Genomic DNA, 17,121 nt, shown 5'->3' on the forward strand with positions numbered 1-17,121 from the left:
CAAGAGTCGGGAGAATGCGCCTTTGACACCGAAACGGAAGCCCGTGCCCATGAGTGACAGTACCCAGCGCATCGCCAGCGACATCGACCTGATGACCGAAGTGGCGATGCTCTATTACCTTGAGAACGTCACTCAGGAAGCCATCGCCAAGCGCTTCGACCTGTCCCGGGCAAAAGTCAGCCGCCTGCTCAAACGCGCACGGGATGAAGGCATCGTCGAGGTGCGGGTGTTGCAGCATCCGGCGATGAACAACGAATTGGAACAGGCGCTGGTGGATCGCTTCCAGCTGGACCGCGCCTTGATCGCGGTCGACCACAGCGACCCCGACACCCAGCGTTCGGCGGTTGCCAGCCTGGTGGCCAACTACCTGAACAAAACCCTGAGCGACGGCATGATCGTCGCGGTCGGCATGGGCCGTAACGTCGGTGCGGTGGCTGATAATGTGTTCCTGCCGGTGACCCGCAACTGCACGTTTGTGTGCGCCATTGGCGGTTCGCTCAAGGCGGGCGAATACATGAACCCTGACCACATCTGCCGGCGCCTGGCCTTGCGCTTTGGCGGCGAGAGTGAAAGCCTGTACGCCCCGGCCCTGGTGGCCAACCCGGAACTGCGCGGCGTGCTGATCAGTAACGACACCGTACGTTCCACCCTTGACCGCGCCCGCCGTGCCGACATGGCGTTGATCGGCATCGGCGACATGAGTGAAAACAGCAACATGGTGCGCATGGGTTGGTTCTCACCCCAGGAAATCGCCCAGGCGCGGTTGTCCGGTACGGTGGGCGACATGATGGGCTATGACTTCATCGACATTCATGGCCAGCCGGCGGTCAATGCGATTCAAGGGCGGGTGATCGGGTTGACGGTGCAGGAGCTGTTCCGCATTCCGGACGTGGTGGCGATTGCGAGTGAAAATACCAAGGCGGCGGCGACGCTGGGGGCGTTGCGGTCGGGGGTGATCAATACCCTGGCGACCACGGTGACCAATGCTCATACCATCCTTGCGCTGGATGATGCGACGCGTAAAAGCTGACACCCCCCCGATAGTCCAGGCCCTGAACATCAACTGTGGGAGCTGTCGAGCCTTGGCGAGGCTGCGATGGCATCACTGCGGTATGACTGGAGTACCGAGTTGTCTCAATCGCGGGCAAGCCCGGCTCCCACAGTTGACTGCCTCAGGGTTTCCACACCTGCACATCCTGCGCATCCACCGCCTTGGGTAACAACCCCGCCTTGAAGAACGCATCCGCAATCTTCTGCTGTTCACCCAACTGATCCAGCGTCACCGGCTGCACCTCATAACTACGATGAGCATTGGCCGCCTCGACAGTCTCCACATCCAGGTTGCCCCACAAAGGCCCCAGCACTTTCGCGGCATCCCGCGGGTGACTCTTCACCCACTCGCCAGCCTGGTGCAACTGCTCGTAAACCAGCTTCAGCACTTCGGGATGCGCCTTGGCATAGGGCGTGCCGGTCAGGTAATAGCGCTTGTAACTGGCCAGCCCGGTACCGTCCGCAAGGGTGCGGGTGGGCAGTTGGCGCTGCACGCTGGTGAGGAACGGTTCCCACGTGACCCAGGCATCAACCTTGTTGTTTTCAAACGCAGCGCGACCATCGGCGGGCGTCAGGTACGCCGGCTCGATATCGGAGAAGGCCAGCCCCGCCTTGTTCAAGGCAGCGATCAATAAATAGTGAGTGCCGGCGGCCTTGGTCACGGCGATTTTCTTGCCTTTCAAGTCCGCCAGTTGCTGGATCGGCGAGTCCTTGCGCACCACGATCGCCTGGGCTTGGGGCGAGGGCGCTTCCTGGGCGAAGTAGGTGAGCTTGGCCTGGGCGGCCTGGGCAAAGATCGGCACGGTGTCGGCCACGTCAGCGCTGATATCCACGTTACCGACGTTGAGCGCTTCCAGCAGCGGCAGGCCGCTGGGGAACTCGTGCCAGGTCACGTCGATGCCGTCGGTCTTGAGGGCTTTTTCCAGGGTGCCCTGGGTTTTCAGCAAGGTGATCAGGGTCGAGGATTTCTGGTAACCGATGCGCACGGTTTCCTGGGCGTGTGCACTCAGGGTGGTGCAGAGGCCCAGCGTGGCCAGGCCAGTGATGAAAAGGCGATGGAGCGAAAACAGGGGCATGGCGTGCTCGACTCTTAATGGATTAAGGTCAGCTTATTGTTCTAAAAATTATTCGATAAATAATTTTTCGGTCTTAGCTTAGGGCTTTATCGGATGCGCCGTTCGCGGCCTTTCAGCGTCAGGATGAAGGAGGGCGGTATGCAGTTGTATGTTGTTCGTCACGGCGAAACTCAAGCCAATGCCGAGGGGCGTTACCAGGGCTCGCTGGACATTGATCTCAACGAACGGGGCGTGCTGCAGGCGCGGGAGTTGCGGGAAAAATTGCCGGCGCAGATCGACGCTGTCATCGTCTCGCCGCTGCGTAGGGCCCAGCAAACGGCGGCCATTGTGTTTACGGATGATGGGCTGCAACTGCATACGCGGGATGCGTTTCGTGAGCGCGGCGTGGGGGTGTTTGAGGGACTGACCCAGGTGGAAGCCGCGCAGCGTTATCCCGACCTTTGGGCGCAGAATATTACCCGGCAATGGGAGCGGGCGCCCACGGACGGTGAGTCAATCTCGCAGTTCGTCGAGCGTATCCGGGGCGGATTGAATCAGTTGCTGGTGAACCATGGGCAACAGGTGGTGGTGCTGGTTGCCCATGGGGTTGTCGCCAAGGCGATTCGCGCATTGGTTCGCGATGATTTCTCAGACTTCTTCGAATGGCAGTTGCGCAATGGCGAAGTGCTGAGTCTCGACATCGCCACAGGGTTTGTGTGAGTCATGTCTACAGGGGAACGCTCAACGCCTGCGCAAACGCCTGGGGCGTAGGGCTTTCCGGCCAGGTCGGAACGCCCTCCGCCAGCGTTATCCACGGTTGCTTGTGCCGCAGCCAAATGTGCGCCACCGGCTGCACGGACGGGCTCTCATCCAGTGTCCCGACCCGCAGCACAACCAACCCCGGCGCGGCCGTCGTGGTGTTGCAGATCCGCGTATGGCACACCCCGCACAACCGATGCTCCGAACGCTGCCCATCGACGTCATAGGCATATTCCGTCAGCGAACCTTCAACCCGCAGCGCATCCGCCGGCAACAGCGCATGCAGGGCAAACGCGCTGCCGCTCCAGGTCTGGCAGTGGCGGCAATGGCAGGCATACACCGCCAGCGGCGCGTCGGTATCGAGGGTGTAGGTCACGCGGGCGCAGCGACATTGGCCGGTGAGTGTCATCAAAAACGATCCTGTGCAAAGTGAGGGCGAAAGCCCCATCGGTTATGCTCGCCAGCATGCCGCAGCCCCCGAACAAAGAACATCCACCAAAACTGCCCAGCGGCTCACAGGAAATGTATGAACGCCCCGCAACTCCAATGGGAAACCCAGCGCGCCTTCCTCGCCGTGCTGCGCACCGGCAGCCTGTCGGGCGCAGCCCGTTTGCTGGGGATCGCCCAGGCCACCGCGCGGCGACGGATCGAGGCGCTGGAGCAGAGCGTCGGGGTCAGCCTGTTTATCCGCTCACCCGCCGGGCTATTGCCCACCGACACGGCCAAGGACCTGATCAGCCATGTTGAAGCGATGGCCGTTGCGGCCAACGCCTTTAACCGCGCAGCCTCGGCCGACACGGCGCTCGCCGGCGGCACGGTGCGGCTCACCAGCGGCAAGCTGCTGGGCGTTGAAGTGCTGCCGCCAATGTTGCGCAGCCTGCGCCGTGATCATCCGCAATTGGCCATCGAGCTGAGCGTATCCAATCGACTGCAGGCGCTTGCCCGGCAAGAGGCCGACGTCGCCGTACGCATCCGTCGCCCGGTCGAATCCACCGTGGTCGCGCGCAAGGTCGGCGACCTGCAAGTCGGGTTGTACGCCGCGCCAGAATTGCTGGCAGAGCAGGGCACGCCGGACACCGTTGCGCAATTGCACTGCTACCCGCTGATCGGGCCGGACCGCAACTTGCTGGAGATCGAATTTCTGGGTGAGCGCGGTTTCGACTGTTCGGCGCCCAGTACGGTGATTCGCACCGACGATCACCTCGCGCAGTTGGCCGCGTTGCGTGCGGGGCTGGGGGTCGGCGTGTGTTCAGCCCAGGTGGCACAACGTCACGGGCTGGTGCGGGTGTTGCCCGCGCAGGTGGATTTCAAGGTTGACGTGTGGATCGCCATGCACCAGGACATGCGCAAGGTCCCGCGCATCGCCGTGGTGTTCGATGGGTTGGGCTCGGCCCTGACGGATTTCCTTCAGCCGCGATAACGCAGTGCGTCCACCAACAGCGCAAACGCGGGCGAGGTCTGGCGGCGGCTGGGGTAGTACAGGTGAAAGCCGGCAAACGGCGCACACCAGTCATCCAGTACCTGCACCAGTCGCCCGTCCGCCAGATAAGGCGCCACCAAGTCGGCAGGCACGTAACTCAAGCCCAAGCCGTCGACCGCTGCCTTGAGCAATGGGTACACGCCATTGAAGGTCACCTGGCCAGACACCCGCACATTCAGGCTTTCGTCGCCTTTCTTGAATTCCCACACATACAGACCGCCATTGGTGGGTAGGCGCAAGTTGTTGCAGGCGTGATCGGTCAAGTCCCGGGGCGTGCGGGGGATCGGGCGCTGGGCGAAGTAGGCCGGTGAGCCCACCACCAGCATGCGCATGTCGGGGCTGATGCGCGTGGCAATCATGCCCTGGGCCACGTCTTCCCCAAGCCGTACACCGGCGTCGAAACCATGGGCGGCGATGTCGACAAAGCCATAGTCGCAACATACCTCCACGGCGATGTCCGGGTACTGCGCCAGGAACGGTTTCAACACCGGCCACAGGATGAATTCCAGCGCGTGGTCCATGGCGTTGATGCGAATGGTGCCGGACGGCCGGTCGCGCAAATTACTCAGGCCTTCAAGCCCCACCTGGATTTCATCGAAGTGCGGCCCGACCGTATCGATCAAGTGCTGCCCCGCTTCGGTGGGTGACACGCTGCGGGTGGTGCGGGTCAGCAGGCGCAGCCCCAGGCGCGCCTCCAGGGCGCGGATGGTATGGCTCAGCGCCGATTGGGAAACCCCGAGTTTGGCCGCCGCCTTGGTAAAGCTGCGCTCACGGGCTACCGCCAGAAAGGCGAGCAGGTCATTGGCGTTTTCCCTGAGCATTGGTGAGTCATCCTCATAAGTATTTTCAGATTCTAGCGGCTAATTATCACAATTCGTAACTGTTAGATTGGATTCAGTCCCCTTACCCGGAGAATGACCATGCGCAGACGCACACTCGGTAACAGCCAACTTGAAGTCTCGGCCCTGGGGCTCGGTTGCATGGGCATGAGCTTTGGCTACGGCCCTGCGGCCGACAAACAGCAGATGATTGCCTTGCTGCGCAATGCGGTTGAACAAGGCGTGACCTTCTTCGATACCGCCGAAGTCTATGGCCCGTTCATCAATGAAGAACTGCTGGGCGAAGCCCTGTCACCGCTGCGTGAGCAGGTGGTGATCGCCACCAAGTTCGGATTTGCCCCGGACCCGTCCGGCAATGGCAAATGGTCCGGTCTCGACAGCCGCCCCGAACATATCCGCCAGGTAGCTGAAGCCTCTCTGAAACGCCTGAAGACCGATGTTATCGACCTGTTTTATCAGCACCGGGTTGATCCGAATGTGCCGATCGAAGAGGTGGCCGGTGCCGTGAAGGATTTGATTCAGGAGGGCAAGGTCAAGCACTTCGGCTTGTCGGAAGCCGGCGCCTCGACCATCCGCCGCGCCCATGCCGTTCAGCCGGTGACCGCTCTGCAAAGTGAGTACTCCCTGTGGTGGCGCAAGCCGGAGGCCGAGGTGCTGCCGCTGCTGGAGGAGCTGGGCATTGGCCTGGTGCCCTATAGCCCGTTGGGCAAAGGCTTCCTGACCGGCAAGTTCGACAGTCAGAGCACCTTTGACAGCTCGGATTTTCGCAGCAGTTTGCCCAGGTTCACGCCTGACGCTTTGCAGGCCAACCAGGCCCTGGTGGAGTTGCTGCGCCAGGTTGCCCAGCGAAAAAACGCCACACCCTCGCAGATTGCACTGGCCTGGTTGCTGGCCCAGAAGCCCTGGATCGTACCGATTCCAGGCACCACCAAAACCTCGCGCCTGACGGAAAACCTGGGGGCGGTCGAAGTACAGCTCAGCGCGACGGAGCTCAGTGAACTGGACGTCGCCGCTGCCAACATCGCCGTGCATGGCGATCGCTACCCCGAAGCCCTGGAAAGGATGACCGGCCTATGAACACCAGCCTCGCCGCCACCGCGCTTTCATTGTCATTAATGGCACTCGATTCACCCGCACAGGAGACGCCCATGCTGACCATCACGCCCAACGGTTCCCAGCCCTCTGCAAAAGGCCCGGCGGATTATTTCACCGGCACGGTACGCGTCGATTCACCCTTCAAGGGCACCGACGCGGCACGCGTCACCGGGGCCTTCGTCACCTTTGAACCGGGCGCGCGTACCGCGTGGCACACCCATCCGCTGGGCCAGACGTTGATCGTGACCGCAGGCCTGGGCCAGGTTCAGGAATGGGGCCAACCGGTACGGGCAATCCGCCCCGGCGACACGGTCTGGATTGCGCCCGGGGTCAAGCATTGGCATGGCGCCACGGCCAACACCGCCATGACCCATATTGCGATTAACGAAATGCTCGATGGCAAGGTGGTGGACTGGATGGAGCAGGTCAGCGACGAACAGTACGCGGCGCAGTAATCCGCTTCAGCGCCGCAACTGCGGCTCGCCTTCAATACAACTCACCAAAAACTCCATCACCACTTTCACCGAAGGCGAGCGGCGCATATCCGGGTAAACCGTCAGCCAGATATCGCGAACCGGGCCTTCGGTGTTTGTTGCCAACCGCACAAATGCCCCGTCGTGATCCCCCACCAGCGTGGGCAACACCACTGCACCCACCTGGGCGCGGGCGGCCATTTGCTGGGTGATCAGGTCGCTGGCGGCGAAGGCAATCGTGCGGTTGCCGCGCACCTGATGCATCCACGCCTGTTGGGGCAGGTGGTCGCGGGTGGCGTCATAGGCAATGAATGCCCACTGTTCAGCAGGCAGTTGTTTGAGCTCGGGCGTGGCATAGAGGCCGAAGCGCACGGCGCCGACCTTTCTGCGTACCAGCGCTTCCTCATCGGGACGCACCGTGCGCAGGGCAATGTCGGCTTCGCCTTTGTCGAGGGCGGCGAGTGTTGTCGAGGACATCAACACGATATTCAGCTTGGGATACTGCGTCCTGAATCGTGCGACATGGGGCGCGATGCAGTGGATGGCAATCGACGGCGGGCAACTGACCCGCACGGTGCCGGCCACCTCGATGGAGGCCACGCGGGACAGGCGCATCACTTCGGTGGCCATCTCGCCCATGCCTGCTGCCATCTTCGCCAATGCCAGGCCTTCCTCGGTCAACGGTCGGCTGCGGGGCAGGCGATCCACCAACTTTACGCCGAGGGCTTTTTCCAGGGCATCGACGCGCCGGCCAACGGTGGCGTGTTCCACCTGCAGCTCGCGGGCGGCAGCCGACAGCGACTGGGTGCGCGCCAGTACGGTGAAGAAATACAGATCCTGCCAGTCGAACATCGGGTTATTTCCGCACGGAGGGTGGGAGTTGTTGGGGAATTCTCGTACAGAGTCGCGCCTTTTACCATGGCGCATTCCCACCGCAAACGGAGTTGTCCCGCGATGAAAGCCCTCACCCTTGAAACCTATGGCGGCCCGGAGGTCGTTCAGCTGCGCCTTGATGTGCCCAAACCCCCAGTGACACCCGGCCACGTATTGATCAAGGTGGCCTGCGCCGGGATCAATTTCATGGATGTGCACACTCGCCAGGGCAAGTACGCCACTTCGGTCACCTATCCGGTACGGCTGCCGTGCATCCTGGGTATGGAAGGGGCCGGTGTGGTGGTTGCGGTGGGCGAGGGTGTGAGCCACCTGGCGCCGGGTGATCGGGTGGCCTGGTGCATTGCCTGGGGCGCGTTCGCTGAATACGCCAGCGTACCTGCCGAGCGAGTGGCGCAGATTCCCAATGCGATCGGCTTCGATCAGGCGGCTGCAGCGATGTTCCAGGGCTGCACCGCCCACTACCTGATTGAAGAGGTCGCGCGGTTGCAGGCGGGCAACTGCTGCTTGATCCACGCGGCTTCCGGCAGTATCGGCCAGTTGCTGGTGCAAATGGCCCATCGACTCGGTGCCACGGTGTTCACCACCGGCAGCAGCGTCGAAAAGTGTGCGATTGCCCTTGAACGCGGTGCCGATCACGCCTGGCTATACGATGGGTTTGCCGAGCGGGTGTTGGAGGCCACGCAGGGGCAGGGTGTGGATGTGGTGTTCGATTCGGTGGGCAAGGCCACCTTGCGCGAGAGTTTCAGGGCATGCCGCACGCGCGGTTTGATCGTGAATTACGGCAACGTTTCCGGTTCGATCACTGATCTGGACCCGATGGAGTTGGGGGAAGCCGGTTCACTGTTCCTGACGCGCCCACGACTCAACGACCACATGGCCGACGGCCCGACCGTGCAACGGCGTGCCAATGCGGTGTTCGCGGCGATGCTCGAAGGTTCGCTGACAGTGGATATCGAAGGGCATTACGCGCTGGAAAACGTGCAGCAGGTGCACGCGCGGATTGAGGCACGGCAGCAGATTGGCAAGGCGGTGGTGTGGCTGGACCGTGAACTCCAGTAATGGCGAGAGAGCTTGTGTGGCGCTTGTGAGGATCAGTTAATAGCAGGCGAAAAAAAGCCGGCTGATCAGGCCGGCTGGGGGTGAACCGCGAACGACAGGGGTTACGCGCGGTTTTCCATCAGGCGGTCTGCACCACCTTCGGCTACGCGGTTTTCTTGAAGACGGTCTGCACCACCTTCAGCGACGCGGTTTTCTTGAAGACGATCAGCACCACCTTCAGCGACGCGACGTTCCAGCAGGCGATCAGAGCCCCCTTCAGCAACGCGACGTTCCAGCAGGCGATCAGAACCCCCTTCAGCAACGCGACGTTCCAGCAAACGGTCAGAACCACCCTCAGCCACGCGGCTGTCCATCAGGCGATCTGCGCCGCCTTCAGCGAGGGCAGGTTGGGTAAAGGCGCTTACAGCAAGTACCGAGAAAGCGAGGCTAAGCAAGAGTTGGCGTTTCATGAGAGTGTGCTCCGGGATGTCATTGGTTGGTATGGATGCGATGTTACGCGGTGGATTTTTTTAGAGAACTTCATTGGGCTGATGGTGACTATCGACGCCAGCGATGGCCCGTTTTCGCGGACCATCGCGCCGACTATCACGGCATTTCAGGCAGTTCCTGAGGGCGCAGGTCGAACACCAGCACCTCGGCATTCTCGCCATGGCTCAGGTGAATTTCCCGCTCGTCGCGCACTCGGGCACCGTCGCCTTCGTGCAAGCGTTGGCCGTTGACTTCAACGCTGCCCCGCGCCACATGGATGTAGGAATAGCGTTCCGGAGCCAGTGGCAGGCTGGCGGTTTCAAAGCCGTTGAACAGCCCGGCATACACCCGCGCATCCTGGCGCACGCCGAGGGAGCCGTCGGTGCCTTCCGGCGAGATGATCAACTGCAACCGGCCGCGTTTCTGCGCCTCGGTGAAGTGCTCCTGCTGATAGCGCGGTTCGGCGCCCGCCACCGCCGGCACGATCCAGATTTGCAGGAAGTGCACGCCCTGGGTATGGCTGTGGTTGAACTCGCTGTGGGCCACGCCGCTGCCGGCGCTCATCAGTTGCACATCGCCGGGGCGAATCACCGAACCGGTGCCCAGGGTGTCCTTGTGTTCCAGGGCGCCTTCGAGCACATAGGAAAAAATCTCCATGTCGCGGTGCGGGTGTTGGCCGAAGCCCTTGCCGGCGGCAACCCGGTCATCGTTGATCACCAGCAGGTCGGAAAAACCCTGTTCCTTGGGATTCCAGTAGTTCGCAAACGAGAAGGTGTGGAACGACTTCAACCAACCGTGATTGGCGGCGCCGCGTTCCGAGGCTTTGCGAAGGGTCAGCATGGGGTGTTCTCCTCAAGGGAAGCTTGGCTGCGAGATGCAGGGCTTCGGTGTAAGGAGAAGATTACTGGTTATCAGCAGGTTGATTAAGAAGCTGAAATCGGAATGACTGTCCTGTATGAGTTGACAGTGAGTGACGTGCCATAATGCTCGGATTCACCTCCTGAACGGGCAATTCCTGACAATGAAAACCGTGGCCATGGCGCTGTTTCCTGATTTCCTTCTGCTCGATATGGCCGGGCCGCTGGAGGTGTTCTCCATTGCCAATCGCTACCTTGAACCGCCAGCCCATTATCAGATCCTGACCATCGGTACCGAGCCCGGGCCACTGCGAGCCTCCAATGGCGTGGTGGTACACCCCGACTTGCAGCTGGACGAGGCCCTTGAGGCGTATGACTTGCTGTTGGTCCCCGGTGGCCCTGGCGCCTACAACGAATGCCATCCCGCCCTGTTGCCCTGGCTCAAGGCCGCTGCGCCCCGCGCCCGACGATTCGGCTCCATCTGCACCGGCGCCTTTGTGCTGGGGTATGCGGGCTTGCTGGACGGCCAGCACGTGACCACCCACTGGCATTACACCGAACGGCTGATCAAGGCCTTTCCCAAGGCCATCGTTGAGACCGACCGTATCTACCTGCAGGACGGCCGGCTAATCACCTCGGGTGGCGTGACGGCGGGCATCGACCTAGCGCTGTCCATCGTGGCCCAGGACCACGGCAAGCAGGTGGCTGTCGACGTGGCCAAAGTGTTGTTGGTGGTCATGAAACGCCAGGGTGGCCAGGCCCAGTTCAGCCCGATGACCGCAGCGGTGGCCCCTCAGGAAACCGCGATTACCCGGGTGCAGACCCAGGTGCTGGAGCGACTGGACCAGGCCTTTACCATCGAGTCCATGGCGCAATTGGCGGGTATGAGCACACGGCACTTTGCGCGGGTGTTCGCCAAGGAAGTGCAGATGACCCCGATGGCGTTCCTGCAAGGTGCGCGCATCGATCGTGCCCGGCACTTGCTGGAAAGCACCGACCTGCCGCTCAAGACCGTAGCGTTTCACGCGGGGTTTGGCAGCGTGCGGCATATGCGGTCTCTGTTCAGTGAAAAACTCGGCTTGAACCCGACCCAATACCGCCAGCAATTCAGCTGATGTCCGTCCGGCGCACCTGAATGTCCGTGTGGATCCCCGTGCCAGCATTGTCCTGTCACCGGTAGCTGGCAAGATAGCGGCCAGTCCCATGGAAAAGGATGCGCAGGCGCCCAAGAACGGGTGTTTCAGCGCTTTGACGAGCATGAACAGCCTTCATACGATTGAACCGGAATGCTCAGTGCGCTTCGGACCCTTCACGTTCTACCCCCAGCAGCGCCTGGTGTGCGCAGAGGGCCGGCCGCTGCCGCTGGGCGGGCGTGCGCTGGACATTCTCGCGGTGCTGGTGGAGCAGGCGGGGCAGTTTGTCAGCAAGGCGGTCCTGATCGCACGGGTGTGGCCCAGCAGCGTGGTGGAGGAGAACAACCTGCGGGTGCACATCGCGGCCCTGCGCCGTGCCTTGGCCGATGGCGAGGGCGGGCGGTGCTACATCATCAACGTGCCGCAGCGCGGTTATTGTTTTGTCGCGACGCCACCCATGCAGGCAGAAGCTGCACAGCCCTTACCTGAACATAACCTGCCAGCACGCCTGGTGCCGGTGCTCGGCCTGGAGCCGCTGGCGCGCGCCCTTGCCCGGCGATTGCCGGGGCAAACGCTGATGACGCTCACCGGGGGCGCCGGCATCGGCAAAACCACCCTGGCGCTGTACCTGGCCGCACAGGTTCTGCCGCGCTATCGCGACGGCGTGTGGTTGGTGCCGCTGGCCGGGATCAGCCAGTTATCCGGCGTGCTCCGTCAGTTGGGCAAGGCGCTCGGGATTGAGGTTGAAGCGGGTGCTACGTTGCAAGGCGTTTGCCGGCAACTGGCGTCGCGGCAATTGCTGTTGGTGCTTGATGGGTGCGAACAGGCGCTGGCGGCCTGTCGCAACCTGGTGTCTGCCCTGCGGGAAATGGCGCCCCGGGTGACGCTGTTGTTGAGCAGCCGCGAAGCGTTGCATATGCCCGGCGAATGGGTTCAGCGCGTGCCTGCGATGGCGGTGCCGCCGCTGTCGGCATTGGCTTCTGTCGAGCAAGCGCTGGCTTATCCCGCGGTGCAGCTTTTTGTCAGCCGGGCCCAGGCCTGCCAGCAGGGCTTTGACTTGCGCAGGCAAGACCTGGTCCCCCTGCGGGATATCTGCCGGCGCCTCGACGGCATCCCACTGGCCCTGGAGCTGGCAGCGGCCCAGGTCGATGCCCTGGGCATCAAGGGCGTGCAGTTACAGTTGGCGAACGGCTTGCTGGTGCTGACTCGCGGGCGGCGAACCGCGGTAGGGCGGCATCAATCCATGAACGCGGCGCTGGACTGGACCTACGATCGCTTGAGCCTGCCGGAGCGCTGGCTGTTCCTCCAGTTAGGCTTGTTCAAGATGGCGGTGACTTTGCCGAGACTGAGCGCGCTGATTGCCGGTACTGAACTGGAACACGCCGACTTGCCCTATCTGCTGGCACGGTTGGTGGACACGTCGCTGCTAACCGTCGAACCCGGTCCCGGCCCCCGGCGTTATCGCCTGCTCCATAGCGTACGTGCCTATGCGCTGGCCCGCCTGGGTGACGGGGCACAGGTGAGGTTGTTGCAGCAAGGCTACGGGCATTATCTTGGGCCGTTTTCAGGCCGGCACTTTGTGGTGCAGTTCGTCGAGCAGGCGGCGCACGCTCACTAGGTCCGGCGTGGAAAACCCTTCGGTAAAGCGCCCGTGGACGGTTTGCAACAGGTCGCGCGCGGCGGCGTGCCGGCCCTCGCGTTGCCATAGGCGGGCCAGTGACAGCGCGCTTCGCAGTTCCCAGGCCAAGGCGCCCTGCTGATGAGCCAGCCCCAGCGCTTCCAGCAACAGGCTTTCAGCCACCTGCGTCGGGGGCGGGTCGGCCCGGTGCAGCAGGGATTCGGCGCGCACCCGCAGGATTTCTGCGGTGCACCACCCCGCATCGCCGCGCCGGGCCCGTTCGAAGCAGGCCTCATCCACGCCCCTTGTGTGCAGGGTCACAACGATGTCCTTGATCAGGCCCAGGCCTTCGACGTTCTCTTCGTGTACCACGCCGTCCAGCGCCAGGGTGTAATGCCTGGCCCAGGTGTCGAACAGCAGCACCGAGTGCTTCTGCGCCTGCTGTGACAGCAGCTCCAGCATCGATCTCGCCGCTCGGTCGTCACCGTTGTAGTGAGCGATGACGACACCCGCGAGGGCCAGGGTGTAGCAGATCGAGGTGCCGTGATTGATTTGCAGCGCCAGCTCCAGCGCCTGGCGGGCGGTGCGCCAGGCGCGCTCCGGGAAACCCTGGAGCCAGAGGATGCGCGCCAGCACCGTCAGCGACGCCACGCTCTGGTCGTATTGCACGCCAAATCCATGGGTAAACCGATTGCGGTGGCCGCTCTGCGCCATGCGCTGCATCACCTGTTCAGCGTTGTGCCGTGCCAGGGCCTGGTTGCCGGCAAAATGTTGCGCCAGTACCCGCAGGCGCTGTGCGCTCAAACCCAGCAGCGGTGGGGCGTTGGGGTCCAGGTGATCGAAGTGCAGGCTTTGACGCAGGGCCTGCTGGTAGTTGCCGCTGCACAGGTTGACCGCCAGGTGGCCGGACACGGCCCTGAGCTGGCCGGCGACATCCTGGCTGATTTCTGCCAGTTGCCTGGCGCGCTCAAAGGCCTCGATGGTCTGTGGGGTTGCGCCCTGGGTGTGATAGGAAAAACTGCCCAGGGCCAACTGCAGTTGCAGGTGCAAGTGCGCGCAGGGCGAGGTTGATTGCTGGAGCAGGGCCAGGGCCTTGCCCACATACAAACCGTGCTCGGTGAGCAGCGACAGCTCCTGCCACAGCGGCATCGCGCTGACCGTCAAGCGGATGGCCAGCAGCGGCGAGCCTGCCTGGCTCAACCCCCAGTCGAGGGCGGCACGCACGTCTTCGCGGTAGGCGGCATAACGGTCAAGCCACTGTTGGGTGGACACGTGTTCCCAGTCGGCTTGCGCTTGATTCATCAGCGTCAGGCACCGGGCGGCGTGGCGCTCACGGCTGGCCTCCAGCTCGCAGGCGGCGCTGAGTTTCTCCAGGGCATAGGTGCGGGTGATGTCCAGCAGTCGATAGGTTACCGCTTCATCGCCTACCTCAACGTTGAGCAGGGACTTGGCTACCAACTGCGTGATCGAACCCAGCACCTCGGTGGGCGCAATGTGTTCACCGCCGATCACTGCCGCCGCCGATTCCAGGGTGAAAACACCCCGGAACACCGCTAGGCGACGCAGGCAGACCTGCTCGCTGGCGGTCAGCAGATCGAAGCTCCACTCCAGGGTGGCGCGCAGGGTCTGGTGCCGGGGCAGGGCGCTGCGCCGGCCGCGGGTCAACAGGCGAAAGTTATCCTCCATCTGCACCAGCAAGCCCGGCAGGCCAAAGCGTTTGATTTGCGCCGCCACCAGCTCGATTGCCAGGGGAATGCCGTCCAGGCGTCGGCAGATGTCGATGGCCAGGGGCAGCTCGGCGTCACTCAGTTCAAAGCCGTCCCAGCGCGACAACGCCCGTTCCACCAGCAATTGCAGCGCGGGGTACGCCATCGCTTCGGCGCGGTCGCCCGTGGCCGGTGGGCACGCCAGAGGCTCCAGGCGTTGCACGAACTCGCCTTCGGCGCGCAGCGCTTCGCGGCTGGTGGTCAGGATGTGCAGCTGGGGGGCATTGCGCAGCAGGGTTTCGCTGATCAGCGCAATATCGTCGAGCAGGTGCTCGCAGTTGTCGATCACCAACAACATCTGGCGCTCGCGCAACAGGCTGGCGAGGCCGCACAAGGGCTCGTGGCTCGGTAGCGTGAGTTCCAACAGGGCCGCCAGGTTGGGCAGGATCATCGAGGGTTGGTTCAGGGGGGCCAAGTCCAGCAGGCGGATGCCGTCGCGGTAACGGCCGATCAGCAGTTCGGCCACCCGCAAGGCGACGGTGGTCTTGCCGATACCGCCGGCCCCCGTGAGGGTGATGAAGCGGTGTTGAGGCAACTGCTGCACCAGGCTTTTGATCAGGGCCTGGCGTCCCAGCATTCGGGTGCGCCGCAGCGGCAGGTTGTGCCCTGGATGGGCCCCTAAGCTGTCGTCTTCCAACGCCGTGGGCTCGATGCTCAGGGGCGCAACAAAACTGTAGCCACGCTGGGCCACGGTGACGATATAGCGCTGTCCGGCCTGGCCATCGCCCAAGGCCTTGCGCAGGGCCGCCATGTGCACCCGCAGGTTGCCATCCTCCACCACGGTCCTGGGCCAGACCCGGGCGATCAACTCCTGCTTGCTCACCACCTGGCCGGCGTGCTCGAGCAAAATCAGCAGGATATCCACCGCCCGGCGGCCCAGGCGCAACGGTCGGCCACCCTCCAGCACCGCGCGCTGGCGCGGGTGGATCCGGTAGGGGCCGAAATGCATGGCCTGGTCGCTGGGGTTGCTCATGCGCGGTCTCTGGAACGAGGTCTGTGGTGCATATTCCAGAGGTTTGCGCTGGGGTGCAATCACCACTAGGCGGCGATCACGCGAAGTTGGTGGTTACGCCAGGTCATCGGGTTTACGCCTTCGCTGCGGCTGAATATGTGGCAGAAGTGCGCCTGGTCGCAAAATCCGCACTCCTGGCTGATTTGGGTCAGGCTCAAGGCGGAGTGGATGATCAGCTCCTTGGCCCGCTGGATGCGTTGTTGGCGAATCCATTCCTGGGGAGAGAGGCCGGTACTGCATTTAAACGCGCGGGAAAAATGGCTGCGGGACAGGGCGCAGGCCCGTGCCAGTTCGGCGACTTCCAGGCTGTCCCCGAGGTTGGCCAGGATCAACTGCTTGACCATGCGTTCGCGGCGGGGGCACAGGCCGCCGGTGGCAGGGGCTCGAGGGTGCGGTGCAGGTGCGATTTGCTCAAGTCGGGCCATGACAGATTCCGTGGTCGATGGGAGCGTTTCCTGTTGATGAAAATCCAGTGTAGACCGCCGTATTTTTGGTGCCGGACCGTCTGGCTGGCGAGTTAATCGTTGTTAATTTCGCCAGGTGCCTGCGCAAAAAAGACAGCACAGGGATGCAATTGCAGCGGCCTTGAGCGTGGTTAGCTGACGGGGTGCTCACCTCCCGGGAAACCCTATGAATCGCAACGACTTGCGCCGCGTCGACATGAACCTGCTGGTGATTTTCGAGGCCCTGATGTTCGAAAAGAACCTGACCCGGGTTGCCGAAAAACTCTTCATGGGCCAGCCAGCGGTCAGTGCGGCCCTGAGTCGGTTACGCGACCTGTTCGATGACCCGCTGCTGTTGCGCAATGGTCGCGGTATGGAACCCACGCCACGGGCCGTGGCGATCCTCAAGGAGTTGCAACCGGCCATGGACATCATTTCCGGCGCCGTGAGCCGCGCCAAGGACTTCGACCCTTCCACCAGTTGCGCGGTGTTTCGCATCGGGCTGTCGGATGACGCCGAGTTTGGGCTGTTTCCACCGTTGCTCAGCCAGCTGCGCGAAGAGGCGCCCGGGATCATCGTGGTGGTGCGGCGTGCGAACTACTTGTTGATGTCAGCGTTGTTGGCCAGTGGCGAGATTTCCGTGGGGGTCAGCTACACCACCGAGCTGCCAGCGAATGCCAAGCGCAAGAAGCTGCGGGATATTCCGTGCAAGGTCCTGCGGGGGGATGACCGGCCGGAGCCGTTGACCCTCGACGACTACTGTTCACGGCCCCATGCCATGGTTTCGTTTTCCGGTGACTTGAGCGGCAACATTGACTTGGACCTGGCGCGGGTTGGCCGGGCGCGGCGGGTGGTGTTGGCGGTGCCGCAATTCAGTGGGTTGCGGGACCTGTTGGCCGGCAGCGAAATGATTGCGACGGTGCCCGATTATGCCGCCTGCGCGTTGACCCAAGGCAGCGGGTTGCGGGCCGAGGACCCACCGTTCGCCATCGATGCGGCAGAGCTGTCGATGGTGTGGAGCGGGGTGCACGACAACGATCCGGCGGAGCGCTGGTTGCGATCGCGGATTGGCGAACACATGTCCCGGACGCTTTAACAGAGCACGTACATCCAATTTTTA

The 17,121-nt window shown here is 62.8% G+C and carries 17 protein-coding genes; 9 read left to right on the forward strand and 8 right to left on the reverse strand.

Annotation, left to right across the window (positions count from 1 at the left end):
* Positions 1–49 precede the first annotated feature (49 nt).
* Positions 50–1,030: a sugar-binding transcriptional regulator gene (locus JFU58_RS18390; protein ID WP_017479041.1), complete on the forward strand. Its 981-nt coding sequence runs from the start codon at positions 50–52 to the stop codon at positions 1,028–1,030.
* A gap of 142 nt (positions 1,031–1,172) precedes the next feature.
* On the opposite strand, the gene JFU58_RS18395 is transcribed toward JFU58_RS18390, so the two are convergent.
* The gene (locus JFU58_RS18395) at positions 1,173–2,126 is read right to left on the reverse strand and encodes an aliphatic sulfonate ABC transporter substrate-binding protein (protein ID WP_201141531.1); all 954 of its coding nucleotides are present in this window, start codon (positions 2,124–2,126) and stop codon (positions 1,173–1,175) included.
* A 138-nt stretch (positions 2,127–2,264) separates the two neighbouring features.
* Between JFU58_RS18395 and JFU58_RS18400 the strand changes: the two genes are divergently transcribed.
* Complete coding sequence (locus JFU58_RS18400; RefSeq protein ID WP_093198058.1) at positions 2,265–2,825, forward strand: histidine phosphatase family protein; 561 nt, start codon at positions 2,265–2,267, stop codon at positions 2,823–2,825.
* Between the two features lie 7 nt (positions 2,826–2,832).
* Here the strand turns inward: JFU58_RS18400 and JFU58_RS18405 are convergent, their stop codons facing one another.
* Complete coding sequence (locus JFU58_RS18405) at positions 2,833–3,273, reverse strand: GFA family protein (protein ID WP_093198055.1); 441 nt, start codon at positions 3,271–3,273, stop codon at positions 2,833–2,835.
* A gap of 117 nt (positions 3,274–3,390) precedes the next feature.
* Here JFU58_RS18405 and JFU58_RS18410 point away from each other — a divergent pair, with 117 nt between their 5' ends.
* Complete coding sequence (locus tag JFU58_RS18410; RefSeq protein WP_201141533.1) at positions 3,391–4,284, forward strand: LysR family transcriptional regulator; 894 nt, start codon at positions 3,391–3,393, stop codon at positions 4,282–4,284.
* Here the strand turns inward: JFU58_RS18410 and JFU58_RS18415 are convergent.
* Complete coding sequence (locus tag JFU58_RS18415) at positions 4,272–5,165, reverse strand: LysR family transcriptional regulator (RefSeq protein ID WP_063031056.1); 894 nt, start codon at positions 5,163–5,165, stop codon at positions 4,272–4,274. The two genes, JFU58_RS18410 and JFU58_RS18415, sit on opposite strands and share 13 nt — an antisense overlap.
* A 99-nt stretch (positions 5,166–5,264) precedes the next feature.
* Here JFU58_RS18415 and JFU58_RS18420 point away from each other — a divergent pair, with 99 nt between their 5' ends.
* Positions 5,265–6,260, forward strand: coding sequence for an aldo/keto reductase (locus tag JFU58_RS18420; protein ID WP_177072156.1), 996 nt, complete (start codon positions 5,265–5,267; stop codon positions 6,258–6,260).
* Positions 6,261–6,298: 38 nt separating this feature from the next.
* Positions 6,299–6,733 carry a (R)-mandelonitrile lyase gene (locus tag JFU58_RS18425; protein WP_081253257.1) on the forward strand — a complete coding sequence of 145 codons (435 nt, stop codon included), beginning with the start codon at positions 6,299–6,301 and terminating at the stop codon, positions 6,731–6,733.
* A 6-nt stretch (positions 6,734–6,739) separates the two neighbouring features.
* Here the strand turns inward: JFU58_RS18425 and JFU58_RS18430 are convergent, their stop codons facing one another.
* Positions 6,740–7,603, reverse strand: coding sequence for a LysR family transcriptional regulator (locus JFU58_RS18430; RefSeq protein WP_201141535.1), 864 nt, complete (start codon positions 7,601–7,603; stop codon positions 6,740–6,742).
* A gap of 102 nt (positions 7,604–7,705) precedes the next feature.
* Here JFU58_RS18430 and JFU58_RS18435 point away from each other — a divergent pair, with 102 nt between their 5' ends.
* Complete coding sequence (locus JFU58_RS18435) at positions 7,706–8,704, forward strand: quinone oxidoreductase family protein (RefSeq protein WP_177026523.1); 999 nt, start codon at positions 7,706–7,708, stop codon at positions 8,702–8,704.
* 101 nt (positions 8,705–8,805) lie between these two features.
* Here the strand turns inward: JFU58_RS18435 and JFU58_RS18440 are convergent, their stop codons facing one another.
* Together JFU58_RS18440 and JFU58_RS18445 are read right to left on the reverse strand one after the other, a co-directional pair.
* On the reverse strand, positions 8,806–9,153 hold the full coding sequence (locus tag JFU58_RS18440; RefSeq protein ID WP_081253168.1) for a hypothetical protein: 348 nt from the start codon (positions 9,151–9,153) through the stop codon (positions 8,806–8,808).
* A 136-nt stretch (positions 9,154–9,289) separates the two neighbouring features.
* Complete coding sequence (locus JFU58_RS18445; RefSeq protein WP_201141537.1) at positions 9,290–10,012, reverse strand: pirin family protein; 723 nt, start codon at positions 10,010–10,012, stop codon at positions 9,290–9,292.
* A 181-nt stretch (positions 10,013–10,193) separates the two neighbouring features.
* Here JFU58_RS18445 and JFU58_RS18450 point away from each other — a divergent pair, with 181 nt between their 5' ends.
* Together JFU58_RS18450 and JFU58_RS18455 are read left to right on the forward strand one after the other, a co-directional pair.
* Complete coding sequence (locus tag JFU58_RS18450) at positions 10,194–11,144, forward strand: GlxA family transcriptional regulator (protein ID WP_201141539.1); 951 nt, start codon at positions 10,194–10,196, stop codon at positions 11,142–11,144.
* Between the two features lie 88 nt (positions 11,145–11,232).
* Entirely contained in the window at positions 11,233–12,780 is a 1,548-nt protein-coding gene (locus tag JFU58_RS18455; RefSeq protein ID WP_201141541.1) for an ATP-binding protein, read from the forward strand.
* Here the strand turns inward: JFU58_RS18455 and JFU58_RS18460 are convergent.
* On the reverse strand, positions 12,727–15,519 hold the full coding sequence (locus JFU58_RS18460; protein WP_201141543.1) for an ATP-binding protein: 2,793 nt from the start codon (positions 15,517–15,519) through the stop codon (positions 12,727–12,729). The genes JFU58_RS18455 and JFU58_RS18460 overlap by 54 nt on opposite strands.
* A 65-nt stretch (positions 15,520–15,584) precedes the next feature.
* Complete coding sequence (locus JFU58_RS18465) at positions 15,585–15,983, reverse strand: helix-turn-helix domain-containing protein (protein WP_063031039.1); 399 nt, start codon at positions 15,981–15,983, stop codon at positions 15,585–15,587.
* A 205-nt stretch (positions 15,984–16,188) separates the two neighbouring features.
* On the opposite strand from JFU58_RS18465, the gene JFU58_RS18470 reads away from it, so the two are divergent.
* Positions 16,189–17,097: a LysR family transcriptional regulator gene (locus JFU58_RS18470; protein WP_063031037.1), complete on the forward strand. Its 909-nt coding sequence runs from the start codon at positions 16,189–16,191 to the stop codon at positions 17,095–17,097.
* The last annotated feature ends 24 nt before the right edge of the window (positions 17,098–17,121 follow it).

This window comes from Pseudomonas sp. TH34 (genome assembly GCF_016650865.1).
Classification (GTDB): Bacteria; Pseudomonadota; Gammaproteobacteria; order Pseudomonadales; family Pseudomonadaceae; genus Aquipseudomonas; species Aquipseudomonas yamanorum.

What these genes read in the sequence shown, in the direction of transcription:
- JFU58_RS18465 (WP_063031039.1), bottom strand. Translation starts at nt 15,983, where the DNA reads ATGGCCCGACTTGAGCAAATCGCACCTGCACCGCACCCTCGAGCCCCT.
- JFU58_RS18390 (WP_017479041.1), top strand. Translation starts at nt 50, where the DNA reads ATGAGTGACAGTACCCAGCGCATCGCCAGCGACATCGACCTGATGACC.
- JFU58_RS18470 (WP_063031037.1), top strand. Translation starts at nt 16,189, where the DNA reads ATGAATCGCAACGACTTGCGCCGCGTCGACATGAACCTGCTGGTGATT.
- JFU58_RS18455 (WP_201141541.1), top strand. Translation starts at nt 11,233, where the DNA reads ATGGAAAAGGATGCGCAGGCGCCCAAGAACGGGTGTTTCAGCGCTTTG.
- JFU58_RS18440 (WP_081253168.1), bottom strand. Translation starts at nt 9,153, where the DNA reads ATGAAACGCCAACTCTTGCTTAGCCTCGCTTTCTCGGTACTTGCTGTA.
- JFU58_RS18450 (WP_201141539.1), top strand. Translation starts at nt 10,194, where the DNA reads ATGAAAACCGTGGCCATGGCGCTGTTTCCTGATTTCCTTCTGCTCGAT.
- JFU58_RS18415 (WP_063031056.1), bottom strand. Translation starts at nt 5,165, where the DNA reads ATGCTCAGGGAAAACGCCAATGACCTGCTCGCCTTTCTGGCGGTAGCC.
- JFU58_RS18410 (WP_201141533.1), top strand. Translation starts at nt 3,391, where the DNA reads ATGAACGCCCCGCAACTCCAATGGGAAACCCAGCGCGCCTTCCTCGCC.
- JFU58_RS18400 (WP_093198058.1), top strand. Translation starts at nt 2,265, where the DNA reads ATGCAGTTGTATGTTGTTCGTCACGGCGAAACTCAAGCCAATGCCGAG.
- JFU58_RS18430 (WP_201141535.1), bottom strand. Translation starts at nt 7,603, where the DNA reads ATGTTCGACTGGCAGGATCTGTATTTCTTCACCGTACTGGCGCGCACC.
- JFU58_RS18420 (WP_177072156.1), top strand. Translation starts at nt 5,265, where the DNA reads ATGCGCAGACGCACACTCGGTAACAGCCAACTTGAAGTCTCGGCCCTG.
- JFU58_RS18395 (WP_201141531.1), bottom strand. Translation starts at nt 2,126, where the DNA reads ATGCCCCTGTTTTCGCTCCATCGCCTTTTCATCACTGGCCTGGCCACG.
- JFU58_RS18460 (WP_201141543.1), bottom strand. Translation starts at nt 15,519, where the DNA reads ATGAGCAACCCCAGCGACCAGGCCATGCATTTCGGCCCCTACCGGATC.
- JFU58_RS18435 (WP_177026523.1), top strand. Translation starts at nt 7,706, where the DNA reads ATGAAAGCCCTCACCCTTGAAACCTATGGCGGCCCGGAGGTCGTTCAG.
- JFU58_RS18405 (WP_093198055.1), bottom strand. Translation starts at nt 3,273, where the DNA reads ATGACACTCACCGGCCAATGTCGCTGCGCCCGCGTGACCTACACCCTC.
- JFU58_RS18425 (WP_081253257.1), top strand. Translation starts at nt 6,299, where the DNA reads ATGGCACTCGATTCACCCGCACAGGAGACGCCCATGCTGACCATCACG.
- JFU58_RS18445 (WP_201141537.1), bottom strand. Translation starts at nt 10,012, where the DNA reads ATGCTGACCCTTCGCAAAGCCTCGGAACGCGGCGCCGCCAATCACGGT.